Genomic DNA, 17,096 nt, shown 5'->3' with positions numbered 1-17,096 from the left:
GGATAAAAAGCATGAAATTACCGAGCTCTCACATAAAAGCCATTAGCATAGATGCCATTAGCTTAGATAAAAACGCATTAAGTCTATCGATCAGTGCTGATATCGATTTTGACCGCTTCGCCGATTTTGCCGAGCCGCTGGTGGCCGCATTAGATTGCACGGTACGCGAACGCCAATGGGGTGCAGATAGGCACCAATGGTTATTGGAGTTTGAGGGGACTCAACTCTGCCTAAACTATGAGTTTTACGGCAACATTTGCTGGCTTTCGGCTGAACGGGAAGCTGATTTTGACGTGTTAGAATATTTAGCGACTTTGCTGAAATCTCACCTATAAGTGAATCCATATGAGCCCAGAACAGCTTAATCAAAGCAATATGCCATCAGCAAACCAAAGCAGCGGCGCTGAGTTTCATTTTCAAGCTTTAACACCTGACTTGATCTTAGATGCGATAGAGAGTCTCGGCATTTATCCCGAAACTGGCTTACTTGCGCTTAATAGTTACGAGAATCGTGTTTATCAATTCCGCAGCGACGAAGGGGCGCGTTTTGTTGTGAAGTTTTATCGCCCAGATCGTTGGAGTAATGCGCAAATTCAAGAAGAGCATGACTATGCTCTAGCGCTCGCCGCTGAAGATATTCCTATGGCGGTGCCAGTGATTTTGAATGGAAAAACATTGCATGAATATCGAGGTTATCGTTTTACCTTGTTTCCCTCTTTAGGTGGCCGCGCTTTTGAAGTCGATAATTTAGAACAGCTGGAATTAGTTGGCCGATTTATCGGTCGCATCCATCAATATGCCGCGCAGGAAGTCTTTTCTGAGCGAGAACCATTGAACCCCCAGATCCTAGGTGAAGAACCTCTGGCATGGTTAAAGCAGTCTGATCTGGTCCCTACGAGTTTACGGCTGCCATTCTTCACTGTCGTGGAACAAGTGCTCGCGAAGGCAAATGCCATTTGGAAACGACAAGCTTTTACCTCCATTCGCCTGCATGGCGATCTGCACCCTGGCAACATCCTATGGACGCCTAACGGCCCAGGTTTTGTGGATTTAGACGATGCGCGTATGGGGCCGGCAATTCAAGATCTGTGGATGATGTTAACGGGTGACAGGCAACAGCAATTGATGCAGCTTGAGATTTTACTCGAAGCCTATGAAGAGTTTTGTGAGTTTGATACAAGACAATTGGTATTGATTGAACCTCTGCGTGCACTACGTATGGTGCACTATAATGCTTGGATTGGCAGACGTTGGCAGGATCCTGCTTTTCCAATGAACTTCCCGTGGTTTGGGGATGAAAAATATTGGGAGCAGCAGATTTTAGCCTTCAAAGAGCAATTATTTGCCTTGGATGAACCACCGTTAAGTTTAATACCTTATTAAAAGGCTGATTGCTGACTTCTTCTGTGACATTAGATTGAACTCTTAGGCTTGAGTTACACTCAAAAATGGGAATATGTTAGTCTTCGGTACAAAACTATTTATAAAATTGATTTAAGGAATTTTAATGAAAAAAGCATTACTCATGGCAGCGGCTCTATTACTGGCTCCAATGGCAGCATTGGCTGCGCAATACCAAGAGGGTGTACATTACACTGTCATCAACGACGGCCCTGCAACGGCAAAGCCTGAGATCACTGAATTTTTCTCATTCTATTGCCCGCATTGTTACACGTTTTCTAAAACTGTCGTGCCTAAAATCTTGGCAGAAAAGCCTGAAGGCATCGCTTTTAACCAAGCACATGTTGATTTTATTGGTAAAGAAATGGGCGTAGAAATGTCACGTGCCTTTGCCGTTGCGCACCAATTAAAGGTCGCTGATAAGGTGGAACCTGCATTGTTCTCCGCTATTCATGATAAAAAACAGCATTTTACAAGCCGAAATGATATCCGTGCGATTTTTGTTGCTAATGGTGTTGATGGTAAAAATTTCGATGCAGCAGCAGAATCTTTTATGGTTAACGCACAAATGTCAAAGATGAAGCGTGATACTGAAAACGCTAAGCTAACGGGTGTGCCTGCGATAGTGGTAAATGGAAAGTATCGCGTTGAAACGGGAGCGATTAAGTCATACGACGAACTGTTAGAGATTGCGTATTTCCTTGCGAGAAAATAAGGCAAATTGCATTAGCACACCTGTGACATGATCGCGGGCTTTTGCCAAAAGCATAAATATCAGAGGAGCCTAAGGGCTCCTTTGATATTTATCGCCCGATATAATGATTTTGACACCGTTAGAATAATGCGAAATGGGGGGATCTCAACCACTATTATATTTACCTATAAATGGGCAAAAAAAAACCGTACCTCCTATTGGAGAGTACGGACTTGAGCCATATGACCCATTTTTACCCTGAGTAACGCGTTCAATCTATCAGAGTGTCAGAAAAATGGCAAGCGTCATTATTATGACGATCATGTTGATGTTGTTAGATACGCTAATATCTATATTCACACTAAATCAGTGGATTAGCTTTCTGTCGTTATAAAATATGAAAAAAACACCAGAAAAATGAAACTCAAACGGTAAAAGCTGTGTCAAACCACTGTATTCAATAACAACAAGAATGCTTGTAGGTGGTTATATGAGAGTTTTCCCTGTTTACGCACCTAAGCTTATCGTTAAGCACGCGCGTATTTTCCTTACTGGTGTTATTTGGGTTAAAGATTTAGGGCGATTAGAATTTGAGAAAGGTCGGTTTTTGTTGCCAAGAAAAAGCCTGCCAAAGGTAAAGCAGGCTATTTTAGAACTCAACGAATTGATTGAAGCTCAAAATCATCAAACAAAAACAGCTTAGATTTCGCTGTTGAGCAGACCAACCAGTCCAGTGACTTTTTCGTTCCAAGAAGCGAGTTCTTGCTGCAGTTGTTGGTTTTGCTCGTTCAGTTGTTGATTGTGCTCACTCAAAGTTGAAGATTTTTGCTTCTCTTCTTCAAGCTCCATTTTAAGAAGCTCGATAGTTTCGAGTGTAGCCTGGATTTTGGTTTCCAGTTTGGACAGTAATTCAAGGCTCATCTGGAGAGTCCTATAGTTTCTGGATGGGACTGTGATTCTAGCAGTGCCAAGAACATAAGGAATAGTTATTCTTGCCGTTTGGCGAAAAAATACCCGATAACAGTGTTCTAAACTAAGTTTTTTTGCATTTGTTATTAACTCGTTAGTATTCTTGGTTTTATTTATTGTCGGAATGGCTCATGTTGCCGAATCTGCTTGCCGTGCTTCCCCTGTTATTGACCCTTACTTTAGCCTTATTATTACGTCGAACTTTGCTTGCACTCGGGGTTGGTATCGTTTCAGGTGCTTTGGTGTTTGCCCATTTCGATGTGTTACAAGCTGCGTATTATTTATTGGAGACAGGCATTAAGCAGTTTTATGACCAAGGCGCTTGGCTAGGGTGGCACATTAATGTGCTATTGGCCATGTTACTGCTAGGTAGCATGACGCAACTCTTGGCCCGTGGCGGCGCAGTTGGCCAGTTTGGCGATTGGTTATATAGCCGTATTCGTTCTGAGCGACAGGCTCGGCTTGGAGTGGTTTTTCTCGGTTGGTTTGTTTTCATCGATGGTATTTTCAGTTGTCTTGCCGTTGGTCACGTATGTCAGCCGCTGAGTCAGCGTTATGGTATTCGCCATGAGCAACTCGCCTATCTAGTGGATTCCAATGCTTCGCCTTTATGCGCGCTATTGCCTTTCTCCAGTTGGGGGCCCTACGTAATGGCGCTTATCGCTGGGCTCAGTTTTTTACCTGTATCGCCGCTGGAAGCCTTTATCGAGATAGCCTTATTTAACTTTTATGCGATTGTCACTTTAGGTCTATCTGTGCTGGTCGCTTGGTATGGCGTAGGTTTTCATTCGTTAATGGTGAAGGAGCGATTCTTGGTTGAGGAGCCGTTGCAGCAGGACATCGCCACCTCACAACTGCAGAGCAAACAAAATGGTAGCCCTTGGTTATTGGCGATCCCTATGTTAACGCTGTTGTCCGCTTCTGTGGGATTAACCCTTTGGTCAGGGGCACAGCAAGTTTCTTCTTGGAATATATCACTCTGGTTAGCTAAGGCCGATATTGGTGCCTCTATGCGCGATGCTTGTTTATTGGCAACCTTAGTGACTTTAGTCATGTTACGTCTCTCTGGTCGACGTATAGGGGCCTTATCCAAAGATTTGAGCCATGGTATCCGCATTATCGCCTTTGCAATCGCTATTTTGCTTTGTACATGGATGATTGGCGCTGTGATCCAAGATTTGGGTGTGGCAACATTGTTAGCCTCGTGGGCAAAGCTGTATCTATCGCCACAGCTGCTGGTGGCAGGCATGTTTTTGCTCTGCGCTGTTATGGCATTTGCAACGGGATCGAGTTGGGGGACTTTTGCCATTATGATCCCCATTGGTGGTGAAATAGCCCATAACCTAGAGGCTAATTTATTATTACCAACCCTAAGTGCTGTGATGGCGGGATCCGTATTTGGCGATCATTGTTCTCCTATTTCAGATACTAGCGTACTTAGTGCGACCAGTTCGGGTTGTGCGCCCCATGATCATGTCGTAAGTCAGTTGCCCTTTGCGTTAATCGCGGCATGTTCAGCTTTGGTTGGATTTCAGCTAATCAATTTTGCCGTAGCGACACCACTTGTGTGGTTAAGTGTGATTAGCACAGGTCTTGGGTTATTGGCTTTGATGTCACGCTTTTATCCGTTTTGGCCTAAAGTTGTATCGCAAACTTCTTAAGTATTTGCTGTTAAAATACCTGATTCAATAAACGTTTAACCATCTGATGTAAGAGATTATCCATATGAGCATTACCCGTTTAGATGTTGGTACCCGAATGAGTAGCATAGTGATCCATCAAGGTACTGTGTATCTGTGTGGTCAAGTGGCGAAGGACAAGTATCAAAATATCACCGAACAAACCGTTACTATGCTTGAGGAGGTCGATACCTTGTTAGCGCAGGCGGGGAGTTCCCGTGAGCATTTGCTATCAGCGACAATTTATCTGAAAGATATGGGCGATTATGATGCAATGAATGCCGTTTGGGATGCTTGGGTGCCTAAGGGTCATGCGCCTGCCCGTGCCTGTGTACAGGCAGCGATTGCCGAGCCGGAATATTTGGTCGAAGTCTCTGTGATTGCAGCGGTGGCGGTTTAAGCGGGAAACAACTTTTTCACCCAATTTATAAACGGCTTCGATCCTTATTTAGCATCCTGTCACCGAGTGTAATGACTCGGTGAATCTTAATCCTCTATACACTCTTTATCTAAGCTTACATTTTGTTAGCCCAATAAGTACTCCATTAAATGAGCAGGGACAAGGGGTGGATGATCCGCATATCGCATTGAGAGTGCTGCGGCGATCGCATCAATATTCTGTTGCGCTAAATTCTGTTCGATAATGGCAAACGCCCAAGGAGCCTCGGTTTTGAGTTTGAGGTAATAAGGCGTTTCGACAAATTGTGCGAGTGAGTAAGCCGCGCCACCTAAGCCATGTCCCCAACCTTCGCTGACATGAAAGGGCCTATTTAGGTGCGCCATAGTAAACTCAATGAGATGGGGATATTGACCGTTATGCCCACCAGTCCAGTGACCAATATCAACAGCTAAAATCATTTTTGCCATGTCATCCTCTTAGTTAAGGTTGTTTAGTCGCAATCAATACCCTGCCAAATTCAGCATTAGGATCAAGGGGCGTGATGGCGGTTATCTGGTCGAGTCTAACGGATTGTCTCGTTTGTTGCTCTTGGATGATAAGCCACTCAGTTTTGTCTGCCCTTGTCTGCGTGGTGATGGCTTGGCCTTGGCATTGCGTGCCATCAATCAACTCTATCTTAAGTTGATAGCCGCGCAGGCAGGCGAGTTCGAGGTAATCATAGTGCTCACAGGGGATCATCTTATAATCTGACATTGGCTTATCTCATCTGACTGAAGCTCGCCCCTATTGTGGCAAAAATACTTGTCATTGGCTTTAGCCCCCTTGACTTTATTCCTATCGCTCCCTAGTCTGCTTGTTCAGTAATCAAGGTGGTATGCGATGGAAATAACTTACAATTTAAAACCTGCGTCCGAGCGCCGTACTGAGCAATTCAAGCCCGAGGGGAATGTGGGCTTCGGTAGCCTCAGAACCGATCATATGTTTTTAATGGATTACCGCGATGGTGAATGGCGTGATCCGCGAATTGTGCCCTATGGTCCATTTGAAATGGCGCCGGGTGCAATGGCATTACACTATGGTCAGTCAATCTTCGAAGGCGCGAAGGCCTTTATGCATGAAGATGGCGAGATTTATACTTTCCGTATCAATAAAAACGCCGAGCGGATGAATCGCTCCGCCGATATCGTCTGTATCCCTAATATTGAAGAGCAGATGCAAATCGATGCGATCAATGCGTTGATCGATGTGGATCGTCTCTGGTTCCCGATGCAAGAAGGTGCCTGTTTGTACATTCGCCCCTTTATTTTTGCGACCGAAGATCGTTTGTCTGTTAGTCCGAGTTCTCGTTATACCTTCTGTGTGGTATTAAGCCCTAGCGGTGCTTACTATGCTGCTGGCGTGAATAAAGGTATTCGTTTGCTGATCAGCAAGACCTATCACCGTGCGGTATCGGGTGGAACTGGCGCATCGAAGGCGGCGGGTAACTATGCTGCCTCTTTGCGAGCGGGTAAAGCGGCGGCGCAGTTTGGTGCATCACAAGTGTTATATCTTGACTCGACCAATCAACAGATTGAAGAAGCGGGCGCGATGAACCACTTCCATATCCTCAAAGATGGCACTGTGATTATTCCGACCTTCACCGATACCATCTTAAAATCCATTACCTCGCAATCGATTATGGAATTAGGTGGGATGCTCGGTTGTGAAGTGCGCCAAGAGACTGTCATGCTTGATAAATTTATCGCTGATATTGAATCTGGTGAAATTATCGAGGCGGGTGGTTTTGGAACGGCGGCTGTGGTTTCAGCCGTAGGTTCCTATATTTTTGAAGATGGTCGTGTTGTCACTGTCGGTAATGGCGAAGTGGGTGAGCATATTCAGCGCATCTACAAACTCTATACCGATATCCAAAAAGGCCATATCAAAGGGCCTGAAGGTTGGGTAAAGCGTGTAGAGCGAATCGCACCTTAAATTTATATTGATATAAAACAGGCTCCTATAATGGAGCCTTTTTATTGTGCGACTCGGTTTATTGCATCAGTTGTTTAGATTGATTACCTAATAATGTTAAGCAGTCTTTAGCACTGAGAGGTTTACTGAGGAGGAAACCTTGTACCTCATCGCAACCCTGTAGCCCTAAAAAGTTTAGCTGTGCTTGGGTTTCTACGCCTTCGGCAACCACATTAAGTTCTAGACTGTGTGCTAAGGCAATGATGGCACTGGTGATCGCTGCATCGTCGGGATCGTTGATGATATCTCTGACAAATTCTCGATCAATTTTTAACGTGTCTATCGGGAAGCGTTTTAGATAGCTTAGGCTTGAATATCCAGTCCCAAAATCATCAATCGCGATAGTTAATCCCAGCGCCTTGAGTTTAGACAAAATACTGACAGAATCTTGGGGGTTACCCATGATCATCGATTCGGTCAGTTCAAGCTCTAGTGATTGAGCGGGAAGTCCAGAGACGGCGAGGGCGACTTCAATGGTGGAGATGATATCGGCTTTGAGTTGTCGAGCCGATAAATTAACCGCCATGCTAATGTTATTGAAACCTAATGCATTCCACTCAGCCAGTTGTTGGCAGGCATGGTTAATCACCCAATGTCCAATTTGATTAATAATCCCTGTTTCTTCCGCTAGCGGGATAAATTCTACGGGTGAAATCGGGCCCAGTTCAGTATGGTGCCAACGTAATAGGGCTTCTAGCCCTGTGAGTGAGCCATCCCGTAAACTGAACTTAGGTTGGTAGACTAAACTTAGCTCATTGCGATGAATGGCTTGTTTTAATCCAGCTTCCAATAGCACATGGCGAGTCGCGATTTCATTAAGTTTATGGGTGTAAAACTGAAAATTATTTCGACCTAAAGACTTAGCATGATACATAGCCGTATCGGCAAATTTAATTAATGAGTCCGCATTATCTGCATCATTGGGATAGAGACTAATTCCTATCGAGGTTGAGATAGTTAAGGACTTATCCTCTAATAAAAACGGTGTTTGGAAGGCGCGTAGCACTTTTTCCGAAATCAGTGTCGCGGCTTTGGTTTTGGCTACACCTTCCAAAATAATAGTGAATTCATCGCCACCCAGACGGGCAACCGTATCGCCTTCTCGCACGGCATTTTGCAGGCGCTTAGCTGCGGCTTTGAGCAATAAGTCCCCCACATGATGGCCCATAGAATCGTTAATATGCTTAAAACGATCGAGATCGAGGAACAGCAGTGCAACGATATTATTTGCCCTATGTGCTTGGGTGATTGCGTGATTGAGCCTGTCTTGGAAGAGGGTTCTGTTTGGCAATCCCGTCAAAGTATCAAAACTGGCAAGGAAGCGCAGATCCTGCTCGGCTTTCTTTCGCTCTGTAATGTCGGTAAATACCGCAACAAAGTGGCTAGTTTCACCTTTTATATCGATAACTTGGTTGATCTCAAGCCAAACCAATATGGCTTTGCGTTGTTTATTGTGGATCCAAATTTCGCCTACCCAATGTTTATGGCGAAGTAACTGTTGCTCGATGCTATTGAAGAGTTCGCGTTGTTGTTTATAGGCCAGATGAACTAAATATTTATCGGTGATTTGACGTTCAGAATATCCTGTAATAGCACTAAATGCTGGATTCACCGAGCGGATTTTATAATCTAACCCAGCCACGACAACGGCTTCATTCATGCTGTTAAGCACTTGGGATGAAAGTACCAGTTCATTTTCAATCAGCTTACGGGAGGTTATATTGCGGTTAGTCCCCGTCATACGCATGGGTTGCATATGTGCGTCAGTTTCAACGACTTTACCTCGGTCCAAAATCCAAATCCATTTACCAAAAGCACCTTCAATCCGATACTCGATTTCGAAGAAAGGGGTTCGGCCCTGTAGGTGTTCGGCCAATTCATACTTAAATTTTTCCCTATCTTCAGGGTGCATATTCTCATGCAGCAGATTGTGGCTACTCCAATGTGAGACAGATGCATCCATATTGGTTCGATATACTTTATTTTCTTTAATATTCCAGTCCCACATCCCATCGCCTGATGCCCATAGCGCGAGCTTTAGCCTTTCTTCAGAGGCTCGGATGCTGGTTTCAAACTCCCGTTGTTGTTGGCGTTTTTGTTTACGCCAATGAAGTCCCCATATCAATAATCCTATAGCGAGTAAGCAATAAAGGGTGTAGGCGAATGGGGTTCTATAGAAGGGAGCTTGTACCTTTAGATTCACTAAAAGGGTTTGTGAGCCTTCACGGTTATATTGCAATGAGTGGCGTACATGAAGCACATATTGACCGGGATTAATATTGGTAAATGTAATCTCATTACCCGCGGGTAATTGATGCCACTGGTGATCAAAGCCTTCAAGGAAATAGCTAAAACGGTTTTTCCCCGTATAACTAAAATCTAATGAGGTCACTTCAAAACTCACTAATTGTTCGCCGTAATTCATCACAATCGGCGGTGGGCGACTTAAATCTAAAATAGTGTGATGCTTCCCCGCAATCTTGTAGCCTGTTAATGCAACTTTGGCTTCACCTCTTTGCTCGGGAATAGTTTGAGGGTTAAAACGATTAATACCATTAATGCCACCAAACCAAAGGTCACCATCGCTATCTTTAAGTTTTACTGCGCCATTAAACTCTAGCGACTGCAATCCCTCCTGTTCATTGAAGCTAATAATGCGGTGAGTTACAGGGTTTAATTTACCAATGCCTGCATTACTGCTAAACCAAATGTGATGGTTTTGATCTTCGAGCAGCGCATAAATAGTGTTACTGGGTAAGCCCTGTTCGCGGGTGTAATGGCTAAAACCTACATCTGCATTGGTAGAAGACCATTTACTTATACCACCATGGGTTGCAAACCAAATATCCCCATTGGATGCGACTAAAATATCCCGAATACGGTTATTAATAATACTGTTTTTATGATTAGGTTGATGGTAAAAAACCTGACCTAATTCAGTTTTCATATCTAGCTTGATAAGTCCATTGAGCGAGCCTATCCAAAGATCATATTTATCGGCTTTAAGGGTTAATAATAAGTTTTGTGTGGGATAAAAATTCTCGATATTCGCTAGGGATACGGGGATGAATTCATCCTTATCTAGCGCTTTGCGGTAAAGTGCGTGGCTAGTGGCAATCCAAAGTCTATCTTGGTGATCAATTTCTAAACTGCGGATATAGTTTGGTTCCGAGTGCTCTTGATTTTGAGTCACTTTAAGCAGCGAAAACTCACCACTGGGTGTTAAACGTCCGAGTCCATAGTTACTGGCAATCCAAAGGACGTCTTGATTATCTTGGGCAATATCTCGAATAACTAGATTTAAGTGGCGCTGGCTGGAACCGAGCGCTTTAGCAAAATATGACGAATAATAATCATATTGGTTACTGCCTTGGGGTAAGCGTTTTAGTCCTGCACCGTCTGTTCCTATCCATAATGCACCGTCTTTGCTGCGTAGCAGTGAGCGAATATTGTTGCTTTGCTGTGGCAGTTCGATAGTCGACTCATAGAGATGCTGAAAAAACTGACGGCGAGTATTGATTTTATTAAGTCCTGAGTAACTGGTGCCGAGCCAGAGGTTGCCGAAAGGATCTTGCAGTAGGCTTAAAATATTATTTTCACTGATGCTGTTTGTACGCTTAGTATCGTATTTATGATATGTCGCGATAAGCTGCCCGGCCTCCCGATCTAATTGGATCAGCCCGGCTTCTGGCCCTACAGCCCAAATAACCCCAAGTGGTGTTTGAATAAAATCTTTAATGTAAGGAATATCAGGATCGACTTGCCATAATACTTCACCCTGCTGGGAGATAAGATCATAACGCCAAAGTTGGTTACCAAGGGCGAGATCAATTGAGCGTTTAGAATTGGCTTTTATTTGATAGGCAGTCACATTCTGCGGCACATTTAAACGGGTGATGGTGTTGGCACTTACAGCAAAGGTCCCGCTATTTTGTGTACCAGCTAATAAGTAGGTGTTGTCAACATTGGCAAGGCTAGTGATATAGGGTTCAACACTATTACCTAAGTTGACTTGATTTATACGTTGAGTCTTTGTTGATAAGGAAAATAAGCCTGATTGAGTGCCAATCCATAGGGTATTGCCAACAATATTAAGCTTAGTGACTCTCGGTTCTGTCAGTCCTTGTTCTAACCCAAAATGCTCGAATTTCCCTGTGCTGAGGTCGAGACGATTAACACCTTGGCTAAAGGTGCCCACCCAAATATATCCTTCAGGATCTTGGATAATATCGGACACATAACTTTCGGAAATGCTGGTAGGATCATTCGGTGAGTGAATAAAAAGATTAAAACTATGGCCATTGTAGCTGTGTAAACCATCTTGAGTACCAATCCAGAGCATGCCAGCACTGTCCATAAATAGACTCGTGATAGTATTTTGGTTTAGCCCTTCTTCACTGCGAATATGTTCAAATTTAAGTTGAGTATTCGCCGCACTTAATGGCTGTGCCCATCCATTTTGTGGGATCCACAATAAACTCAAAATATAAAGAGTGCATATAACAAGTTTGTAGGTGAATGGACGCAAATTTACCCCTATAAAAACCTTTATCATCCCGTTTGAAATGAGTGCTGATCTTAGCTTCGTTATCTACTCATTTTTGGGCTATATCACAGTTGTCATTATTGTTTTTACCTAGCCCAAGAATCTTAGCATTGTTTACGGTATGCCAACATATTAGCTGACGAACAAATTATTGCTGTGCTGTTACTTGGGATATTGGAAAAGAAAAGACCTTGCCGGAAGGGGGAGAAGCAAGGTCTTTGGTTAAACTGTTTTATTAAGATATAAAGGATATATAAAGCTACGTAGCGGGTACTCGTACAAAACCTTCCATCAGCACCCGAGCACTGCGGCTCATAATGGCTTTGACGACTGTCCATTCGCCATTTTCTTGAATGGCCTGCGCACCCACGCGCAGCGTGCCTGAAGGATGCCCAAAGCGTACCGCTTCCTTTTCGCCACCGCCTGCGGCGAGGTTTACTAAAGTGCCGGGAATTGCCGCCGCCGTACCAATAGCAACGGCAGCCGTGCCCATCATAGCGTGGTGCAGTTTGCCCATAGACAAGGCGCGCACCAGTAGATCGATTTCATCGGCATTGACGGTTTTGCCGCTCGATGACACATAGGCTTTAGGTTTAGCGACAAAGGCGATCTTAGGCGTGTGTTGGCGTGCAACTGCTTCATCAATATGCGAAATCAAGCTCATACGCACGGCGCCATAGGCGCGAATGGTTTCAAATTTGGCAAGGGCAGCATTGTCGCTATTAATATCATCCTGTAGCTCAGTGCCCGTGTAGCCTAAGTCCTGCGCGTTGATAAAAATGGTGGGAATGCCCGCGTTGATCATAGTAGCGTTAAAGCTGCCAATGCCCGGCACTTCTAGCACATCGACAAGATTGCCCGTAGGGAACATGTTGCCACCGCCACTGCTGGCATCCTCATCTGCAGCAGGGTTTATAAATTCGATTTGCACTTCGGCGGCAGGAAAGGTCACACCATCGAGCTCAAAATCACCGGTTTCTTGCACTTCACCGTTGGTGATTGGCACATGGGCGATAATGGTTTTGCTTATGTTGGCTTGCCAAATTCGCACTGTGCAGATGCCATTGTGTGGAATGCGGGCCGTATCAATTAAGCCATTGCTGATGGCAAAGGCACCGACGGCTGCGGTCAAGTTGCCACAGTTACCGCTCCAATCGACAAAAGGTTTGTCGATAGACACTTGGCCAAAGAGATAATCGACATCGTGGTCGGCTTGACTGCTTTTTGACAGAATAACCGTCTTGCTGGTGCTCGAGGTGGCGCCGCCCATACCATCGATTTGCTTACCGTAAGGGTCGGGACTTCCTATCACTCGCAGTAACAAGGCATCACGGGCAGGGCCAGCAACTTGTGCGGCCTGAGGTAAATCCTGCAGACGGAAAAACACCCCTTTACTGGTGCCGCCGCGCATATAGGTCGCGGCGACTTTTATTTGGGGCGGAAAAAGATTGTTACTCATGCTATTAACTCCATAGGGAATAGCGATACAGGTTAGCGTCGGTATCAAAGGCGGCGATTCTAAATGGGTATCGCCGCCTTTTTAGCGCGAGTGTTATTTCAGATTCGATTCTAAAAAGTCCTGCGCAAAGCGTTGCAATACACCGCCTGCCTCGTAGATAGACACTTCTTCGGCGGTATCGAGACGACACGTCACCGGCACTTCGATGCGCTCACCGTTTTTACGGGTGATAACGACGGTTAAGTCTGCTCTTGGCGCTGGCGTGCCGAGGACATCGAACACTTCTGTGCCGTCTATACCATAGGTGGCACGGTTGTCACCGGCTTTAAATTCCAGTGGCAGCACGCCCATACCGACTAAGTTAGTGCGATGAATACGCTCGAAACCTTCGGCAACAATGGCCTCCACCCCCGCTAAACGCACGCCTTTGGCAGCCCAGTCGCGGGACGAACCTTGGCCGTAATCTGCGCCCGCAATGATGATCAGCGGTTGCTTACGTTCCATATAGGTTTCAATCGCTTCCCACATACGGGTCACTTGACCTTCTGGCTCGATACGCGTCAGTGAGCCTTGTTGCACTTTGCCATCAACCAGCGCCATTTCGTTTTTAAGCTTAGGGTTGGCAAAGGTGGCGCGCTGGGCAGTTAAGTGATCCCCCCTGTGGGTGGCGTAGGAGTTAAAGTCTTCCTCCGGCAAGCCCATTTTGTGCAGATATTCGCCTGCGGCGCTGTCCATCATAATGGCGTTAGAAGGCGATAAATGGTCTGTGGTGATGTTGTCACCCAGCACCGCCAGTGGTCGCATTCCTTTTAACGTGCGCTCTCTGGCCAATGCGCCTTCCCAGTAGGGGGGGCGACGAATATAAGTAGATTGCGGGCGCCAATCGTACAGCGGGCTGATTTTTTCGCCATAATCGACGGCTAAATCGAACATGGGTTCGTACACTTTACGGAACTGCTCAGGTTTAACACTTGTCGCAATCACGGCATCGATTTCTTCATCCGATGGCCAAATATCGATAAGTTTGACGGGGTTGCCGTCTTTATCTAATCCCAACACATCCTTTTCGATATCGAAACGTATGGTGCCAGCTATCGCATAGGCGACGACCAATGGCGGTGAGGCCAAAAAGGCTTGTTTAGCATAGGGATGAATACGGCCATCAAAGTTACGGTTACCCGATAACACAGCGGTGGCGTACAAGTCGCGGTCGATCACTTCTTTTTGAATCACAGGATCCAGCGCGCCGCTCATACCGTTACACGTCGTACAGGCAAACCCAACAATCCCAAAACCGAGTTGTTCAAGTTCAGGCAATAGCTTGGCTTCTTCCAAATACAACTGTACCGCTTTTGAGCCGGGGGCGAGTGAGGTTTTGACCCAAGGTTTGCGGCTTAAGCCTTTAGCGTTGGCGTTGCGGGCAATGAGACCTGCGGCAATCACGTTGCGTGGGTTACTAGTATTAGTACAGCTGGTAATCGCCGCAATAATCACAGCACCATCGGGCATTAAGCCGGGTTCGTTTTCGACTACGCCGCTAATTCCGCGCTCAGCCAATTCTGACGTTGGCACCCGTGCATGTGGGTTTGATGGCCCTGCAATGGTGCGCACCACCGAAGATAAATCAAAATGCAGTACGCGTGGATAGTGCACTTCGGTCAAGCTGTCGGCCCACAAACCTGCGGTTTTGGCATAGGTTTCAACCAGTTTAACTTGCTCGGCTTCGCGGCCAGTTAAGGTCAAATAATCTAAGGTTTGCTGGTCGATGTAGAACATGGCCGCAGTAGCGCCAAACTCAGGTGTCATATTCGAAATCGTGGCGCGATCGCCTAATGTCAGCGCCGCTGCTCCTTCGCCGAAGAACTCTAAGTAAGATGACACGACTTTTTGTGCGCGTAAAAATTCGGTCAAGGCTAATACGATATCGGTAGCCGTAATGCCAGGCTGCGGTTTGCCCGTGAGCTCAACACCGATAATGTCCGGTAGACGCATATAGGATGCGCGCCCTAGCATCACACTTTCGGCTTCTAAGCCGCCGACACCTATGGCGATAACGCCCAGTGCATCAACGTGTGGTGTGTGGCTGTCGGTGCCAACTAAGGTATCAGGGAAGGCCACGCCATTGCGTGAATGCACCACAGGCGACATACGTTCTAAGTTAATTTGGTGCATGATGCCGTTACCCTGAGGGATAACATCGATGTTTTTAAAGGCTTTTTGCGTCCAATCAATAAAGTGGAATCTGTCTTCGTTGCGTCTGTCTTCGATGGCGCGGTTTTTGGCGAAGGCGTCTTTATCAAAACCACCAAATTCGACAGCGAGTGAGTGATCCACAATTAATTGTGTTGGTACAACAGGGTTCACTTTGGCCGGATCGCCACCCTTAGCGGCAATAGCGTCACGCAGACCTGCAAGGTCAACTAAAGCGGTTTGCCCCAAAATATCATGGCACACCACGCGGGCAGGAAACCAAGGGAAATCCAGTTCTTGCTTAGATTCGATAATCTGTTTTAGCGAGTCGGTCAAAACGGCCGGATCGCAGCGGCGGACTAAGTTTTCAGCTAAAACGCGCGAGGTGTAAGGCAGCTTGGCATACGAGCCAGCTTGAATGGCTTCTACGGCTTCGCGGGTATCGAAGTAATCGAGCTGAGTGCCGGGTAAGGGCTTGCGATATTGGGTATTCATAGCAGTGCTCATAACATCATCCATTTCGGAAAATGAAGTTGGCGCGAGACTTACATTGAGTGAAATCTCACGCCAACTGTGGTCAATTTTGCTTAACGGTTGGCAATCGGTACCACTTTGCGCGGTGCAACGCCCACATAATCGGCACTCGGGCGGATGATGCGGTTGTTAGAGCGTTGCTCCATCACGTGCGCCGCCCAGCCTGTGACGCGTGAACACACGAAGATTGGCGTAAACAACTTAGTCGGAATATCCATGTAGTGGTAAGCGCTGGCGTGGAAGAAGTCAGCATTACAGAAGAGTTTTTTCTGTTCCCACATCAGGGCTTCACAGGCAACTGATACGCGGTATAGACGGTCGTCACCGTTGGCAGCCGCCAGTTTTTCTGACCATTCTTTGATGATGGCGTTACGTGGATCGCTGTCGCGGTAAATCGCGTGACCGAAGCCCATGATCTTATCTTTACGCTCGAGTTTGCCCATTAAGATGTCGCGCGCATCGGCTTCATCTTTCATGTCTTGAATAAGTTCCATCGCCGCTTCGTTCGCGCCGCCATGCAGCGGGCCGCGCAGTGAACCAATGGCGCCAGTGACGCACGAATGCATATCTGACAGTGTGGATGCACATACGCGAGCGGTAAAGGTTGATGCGTTAAATTCGTGTTCTGCATAAAGAATTAACGATACGTCCATCACTTTAGCATGCAGTGCCGACGGCGCTTTACCGTGTAATAAATGCAGGAAGTGCGCGCCAATTTGATCGTCATCGGTTTCAGTATCGATACGCACGCCATCGTGGCTAAAGCGATACCAGTAACAGATGATCGATGGGAATGCGGCGAGTAAACGGTCGGTAATTTCACTCTGTTCGCTAAAGCTGTGCTCGGCTTCTAAGTTGCCTAGCATAGAGCAGCCAGTACGCATTACATCCATAGGATGAGTGTCGGCTGGAATGCGCTCCAATACTTCTTTTAATGCTTGTGGCAGACCGCGAAGGCCTTTGAGTTTGGTTTTATAGGCATCAAGTTGGGCTTGAGTGGGCAGATCGCCGTAAAGAATAAGGTAGGCGACTTCTTCGAAGGTGGCATTTTCACCGAGATCTTTCACATCATAACCGCGGTATGTGAGGCCCGAGCCTGATACGCCCACTGTGCTCAATGCAGTTTCGCCTGCGCTCTGGCCACGTAATCCTGCACCGCTTAGTTTTTTAGCTTCTGACATAATCCTTCCCTTCCGTTAACTCTGTATGATTAT

At 46.1% G+C, this 17,096-nt stretch carries 14 protein-coding genes; 7 read left to right on the top strand and 7 right to left on the bottom strand.

Going from position 1 to position 17,096, the window contains the following annotated elements; translation table 11 throughout:
* Nucleotides 1–11 precede the first annotated feature (11 nt).
* The 4 genes from MZ182_RS18990 (at nucleotide 12) to MZ182_RS18975 (ending at nucleotide 2,798) form a co-directional block, all read left to right on the top strand.
* Nucleotides 12–335, top strand: coding sequence for a DUF3630 family protein (locus tag MZ182_RS18990; protein WP_014611494.1), 324 nt, complete (start codon nucleotides 12–14; stop codon nucleotides 333–335).
* Between the two features lie 10 nt (nucleotides 336–345).
* Nucleotides 346–1,383: a serine/threonine protein kinase gene (locus MZ182_RS18985; RefSeq protein WP_014611493.1), complete on the top strand. Its 1,038-nt coding sequence runs from the start codon at nucleotides 346–348 to the stop codon at nucleotides 1,381–1,383.
* A 124-nt stretch (nucleotides 1,384–1,507) separates the two neighbouring features.
* Nucleotides 1,508–2,116, top strand: a complete 609-nt coding sequence (locus MZ182_RS18980; protein ID WP_011791029.1) for a thiol:disulfide interchange protein DsbA/DsbL — start codon at nucleotides 1,508–1,510, stop codon at nucleotides 2,114–2,116.
* Nucleotides 2,117–2,585: 469 nt separating this feature from the next.
* Complete coding sequence (locus tag MZ182_RS18975) at nucleotides 2,586–2,798, top strand: DUF1107 domain-containing protein (RefSeq protein WP_011070699.1); 213 nt, start codon at nucleotides 2,586–2,588, stop codon at nucleotides 2,796–2,798.
* On the opposite strand, the gene MZ182_RS18970 is transcribed toward MZ182_RS18975, so the two are convergent.
* The gene (locus MZ182_RS18970) at nucleotides 2,795–3,016 is read right to left on the bottom strand and encodes a cell division protein ZapB (protein WP_011791028.1); all 222 of its coding nucleotides are present in this window, start codon (nucleotides 3,014–3,016) and stop codon (nucleotides 2,795–2,797) included. The two genes, MZ182_RS18975 and MZ182_RS18970, sit on opposite strands and share 4 nt — an antisense overlap.
* A gap of 179 nt (nucleotides 3,017–3,195) precedes the next feature.
* Between MZ182_RS18970 and MZ182_RS18965 the strand changes: the two genes are divergently transcribed.
* Nucleotides 3,196–4,725: a Na+/H+ antiporter NhaC family protein gene (locus MZ182_RS18965; protein ID WP_248067916.1), complete on the top strand. Its 1,530-nt coding sequence runs from the start codon at nucleotides 3,196–3,198 to the stop codon at nucleotides 4,723–4,725.
* Between the two features lie 64 nt (nucleotides 4,726–4,789).
* Entirely contained in the window at nucleotides 4,790–5,143 is a 354-nt protein-coding gene (locus tag MZ182_RS18960; protein WP_011791026.1) for a RidA family protein, read from the top strand.
* A 125-nt stretch (nucleotides 5,144–5,268) separates the two neighbouring features.
* Here MZ182_RS18960 and MZ182_RS18955 read toward each other — a convergent pair whose 3' ends face one another.
* Together MZ182_RS18955 and MZ182_RS18950 are read right to left on the bottom strand one after the other, a co-directional pair.
* Nucleotides 5,269–5,610 carry a hypothetical protein gene (locus MZ182_RS18955; RefSeq protein ID WP_011920165.1) on the bottom strand — a complete coding sequence of 114 codons (342 nt, stop codon included), beginning with the start codon at nucleotides 5,608–5,610 and terminating at the stop codon, nucleotides 5,269–5,271.
* A 13-nt stretch (nucleotides 5,611–5,623) separates the two neighbouring features.
* The gene (locus MZ182_RS18950; RefSeq protein ID WP_011791024.1) at nucleotides 5,624–5,896 is read right to left on the bottom strand and encodes a Rho-binding antiterminator; all 273 of its coding nucleotides are present in this window, start codon (nucleotides 5,894–5,896) and stop codon (nucleotides 5,624–5,626) included.
* 126 nt (nucleotides 5,897–6,022) lie between these two features.
* Here MZ182_RS18950 and MZ182_RS18945 point away from each other — a divergent pair, with 126 nt between their 5' ends.
* On the top strand, nucleotides 6,023–7,114 hold the full coding sequence (locus MZ182_RS18945; RefSeq protein WP_025008190.1) for a branched-chain amino acid aminotransferase: 1,092 nt from the start codon (nucleotides 6,023–6,025) through the stop codon (nucleotides 7,112–7,114).
* 58 nt (nucleotides 7,115–7,172) lie between these two features.
* Here the strand turns inward: MZ182_RS18945 and MZ182_RS18940 are convergent, their stop codons facing one another.
* The 4 genes from MZ182_RS18940 to prpC form a co-directional block, all read right to left on the bottom strand.
* A complete protein-coding gene (locus MZ182_RS18940; RefSeq protein ID WP_248067917.1) occupies nucleotides 7,173–11,708 on the bottom strand; it encodes an EAL domain-containing protein in 4,536 nt (1,511 codons plus the stop codon).
* Between the two features lie 250 nt (nucleotides 11,709–11,958).
* Nucleotides 11,959–13,158 carry a 2-methylaconitate cis-trans isomerase PrpF gene (gene prpF, locus MZ182_RS18935; RefSeq protein WP_248067919.1) on the bottom strand — a complete coding sequence of 400 codons (1,200 nt, stop codon included), beginning with the start codon at nucleotides 13,156–13,158 and terminating at the stop codon, nucleotides 11,959–11,961.
* Nucleotides 13,159–13,251: 93 nt separating this feature from the next.
* Entirely contained in the window at nucleotides 13,252–15,855 is a 2,604-nt protein-coding gene (gene acnD, locus MZ182_RS18930; RefSeq protein ID WP_248067921.1) for a Fe/S-dependent 2-methylisocitrate dehydratase AcnD, read from the bottom strand.
* An 80-nt stretch (nucleotides 15,856–15,935) separates the two neighbouring features.
* The gene (gene prpC / locus MZ182_RS18925) at nucleotides 15,936–17,063 is read right to left on the bottom strand and encodes a 2-methylcitrate synthase (protein WP_248067923.1); all 1,128 of its coding nucleotides are present in this window, start codon (nucleotides 17,061–17,063) and stop codon (nucleotides 15,936–15,938) included.
* Between the last annotated feature and the right edge of the window lie 33 nt (nucleotides 17,064–17,096).

This window comes from Shewanella sp. JNE2, from assembly GCF_023159115.1.
Lineage (GTDB): Bacteria > Pseudomonadota > Gammaproteobacteria > Enterobacterales > Shewanellaceae > Shewanella > Shewanella putrefaciens.
This window is presented reverse-complemented; position numbering and strand designations above follow the sequence as displayed.

Bases quoted from the DNA above. Each gene is read 5' to 3' on its own strand.
- MZ182_RS18990 (WP_014611494.1), top strand. From the start codon at position 12: ATGAAATTACCGAGCTCTCACATAAAAGCCATTAGCATAGATGCCATT.
- MZ182_RS18985 (WP_014611493.1), top strand. From the start codon at position 346: ATGAGCCCAGAACAGCTTAATCAAAGCAATATGCCATCAGCAAACCAA.
- MZ182_RS18980 (WP_011791029.1), top strand. From the start codon at position 1,508: ATGAAAAAAGCATTACTCATGGCAGCGGCTCTATTACTGGCTCCAATG.
- MZ182_RS18975 (WP_011070699.1), top strand. From the start codon at position 2,586: ATGAGAGTTTTCCCTGTTTACGCACCTAAGCTTATCGTTAAGCACGCG.
- MZ182_RS18970 (WP_011791028.1), bottom strand. From the start codon at position 3,016: ATGAGCCTTGAATTACTGTCCAAACTGGAAACCAAAATCCAGGCTACA.
- MZ182_RS18965 (WP_248067916.1), top strand. From the start codon at position 3,196: ATGTTGCCGAATCTGCTTGCCGTGCTTCCCCTGTTATTGACCCTTACT.
- MZ182_RS18960 (WP_011791026.1), top strand. From the start codon at position 4,790: ATGAGCATTACCCGTTTAGATGTTGGTACCCGAATGAGTAGCATAGTG.
- MZ182_RS18955 (WP_011920165.1), bottom strand. From the start codon at position 5,610: ATGGCAAAAATGATTTTAGCTGTTGATATTGGTCACTGGACTGGTGGG.
- MZ182_RS18950 (WP_011791024.1), bottom strand. From the start codon at position 5,896: ATGTCAGATTATAAGATGATCCCCTGTGAGCACTATGATTACCTCGAA.
- MZ182_RS18945 (WP_025008190.1), top strand. From the start codon at position 6,023: ATGGAAATAACTTACAATTTAAAACCTGCGTCCGAGCGCCGTACTGAG.
- MZ182_RS18940 (WP_248067917.1), bottom strand. From the start codon at position 11,708: ATGATAAAGGTTTTTATAGGGGTAAATTTGCGTCCATTCACCTACAAA.
- prpF (WP_248067919.1), bottom strand. From the start codon at position 13,158: ATGAGTAACAATCTTTTTCCGCCCCAAATAAAAGTCGCCGCGACCTAT.
- acnD (WP_248067921.1), bottom strand. From the start codon at position 15,855: ATGAGCACTGCTATGAATACCCAATATCGCAAGCCCTTACCCGGCACT.
- prpC (WP_248067923.1), bottom strand. From the start codon at position 17,063: ATGTCAGAAGCTAAAAAACTAAGCGGTGCAGGATTACGTGGCCAGAGC.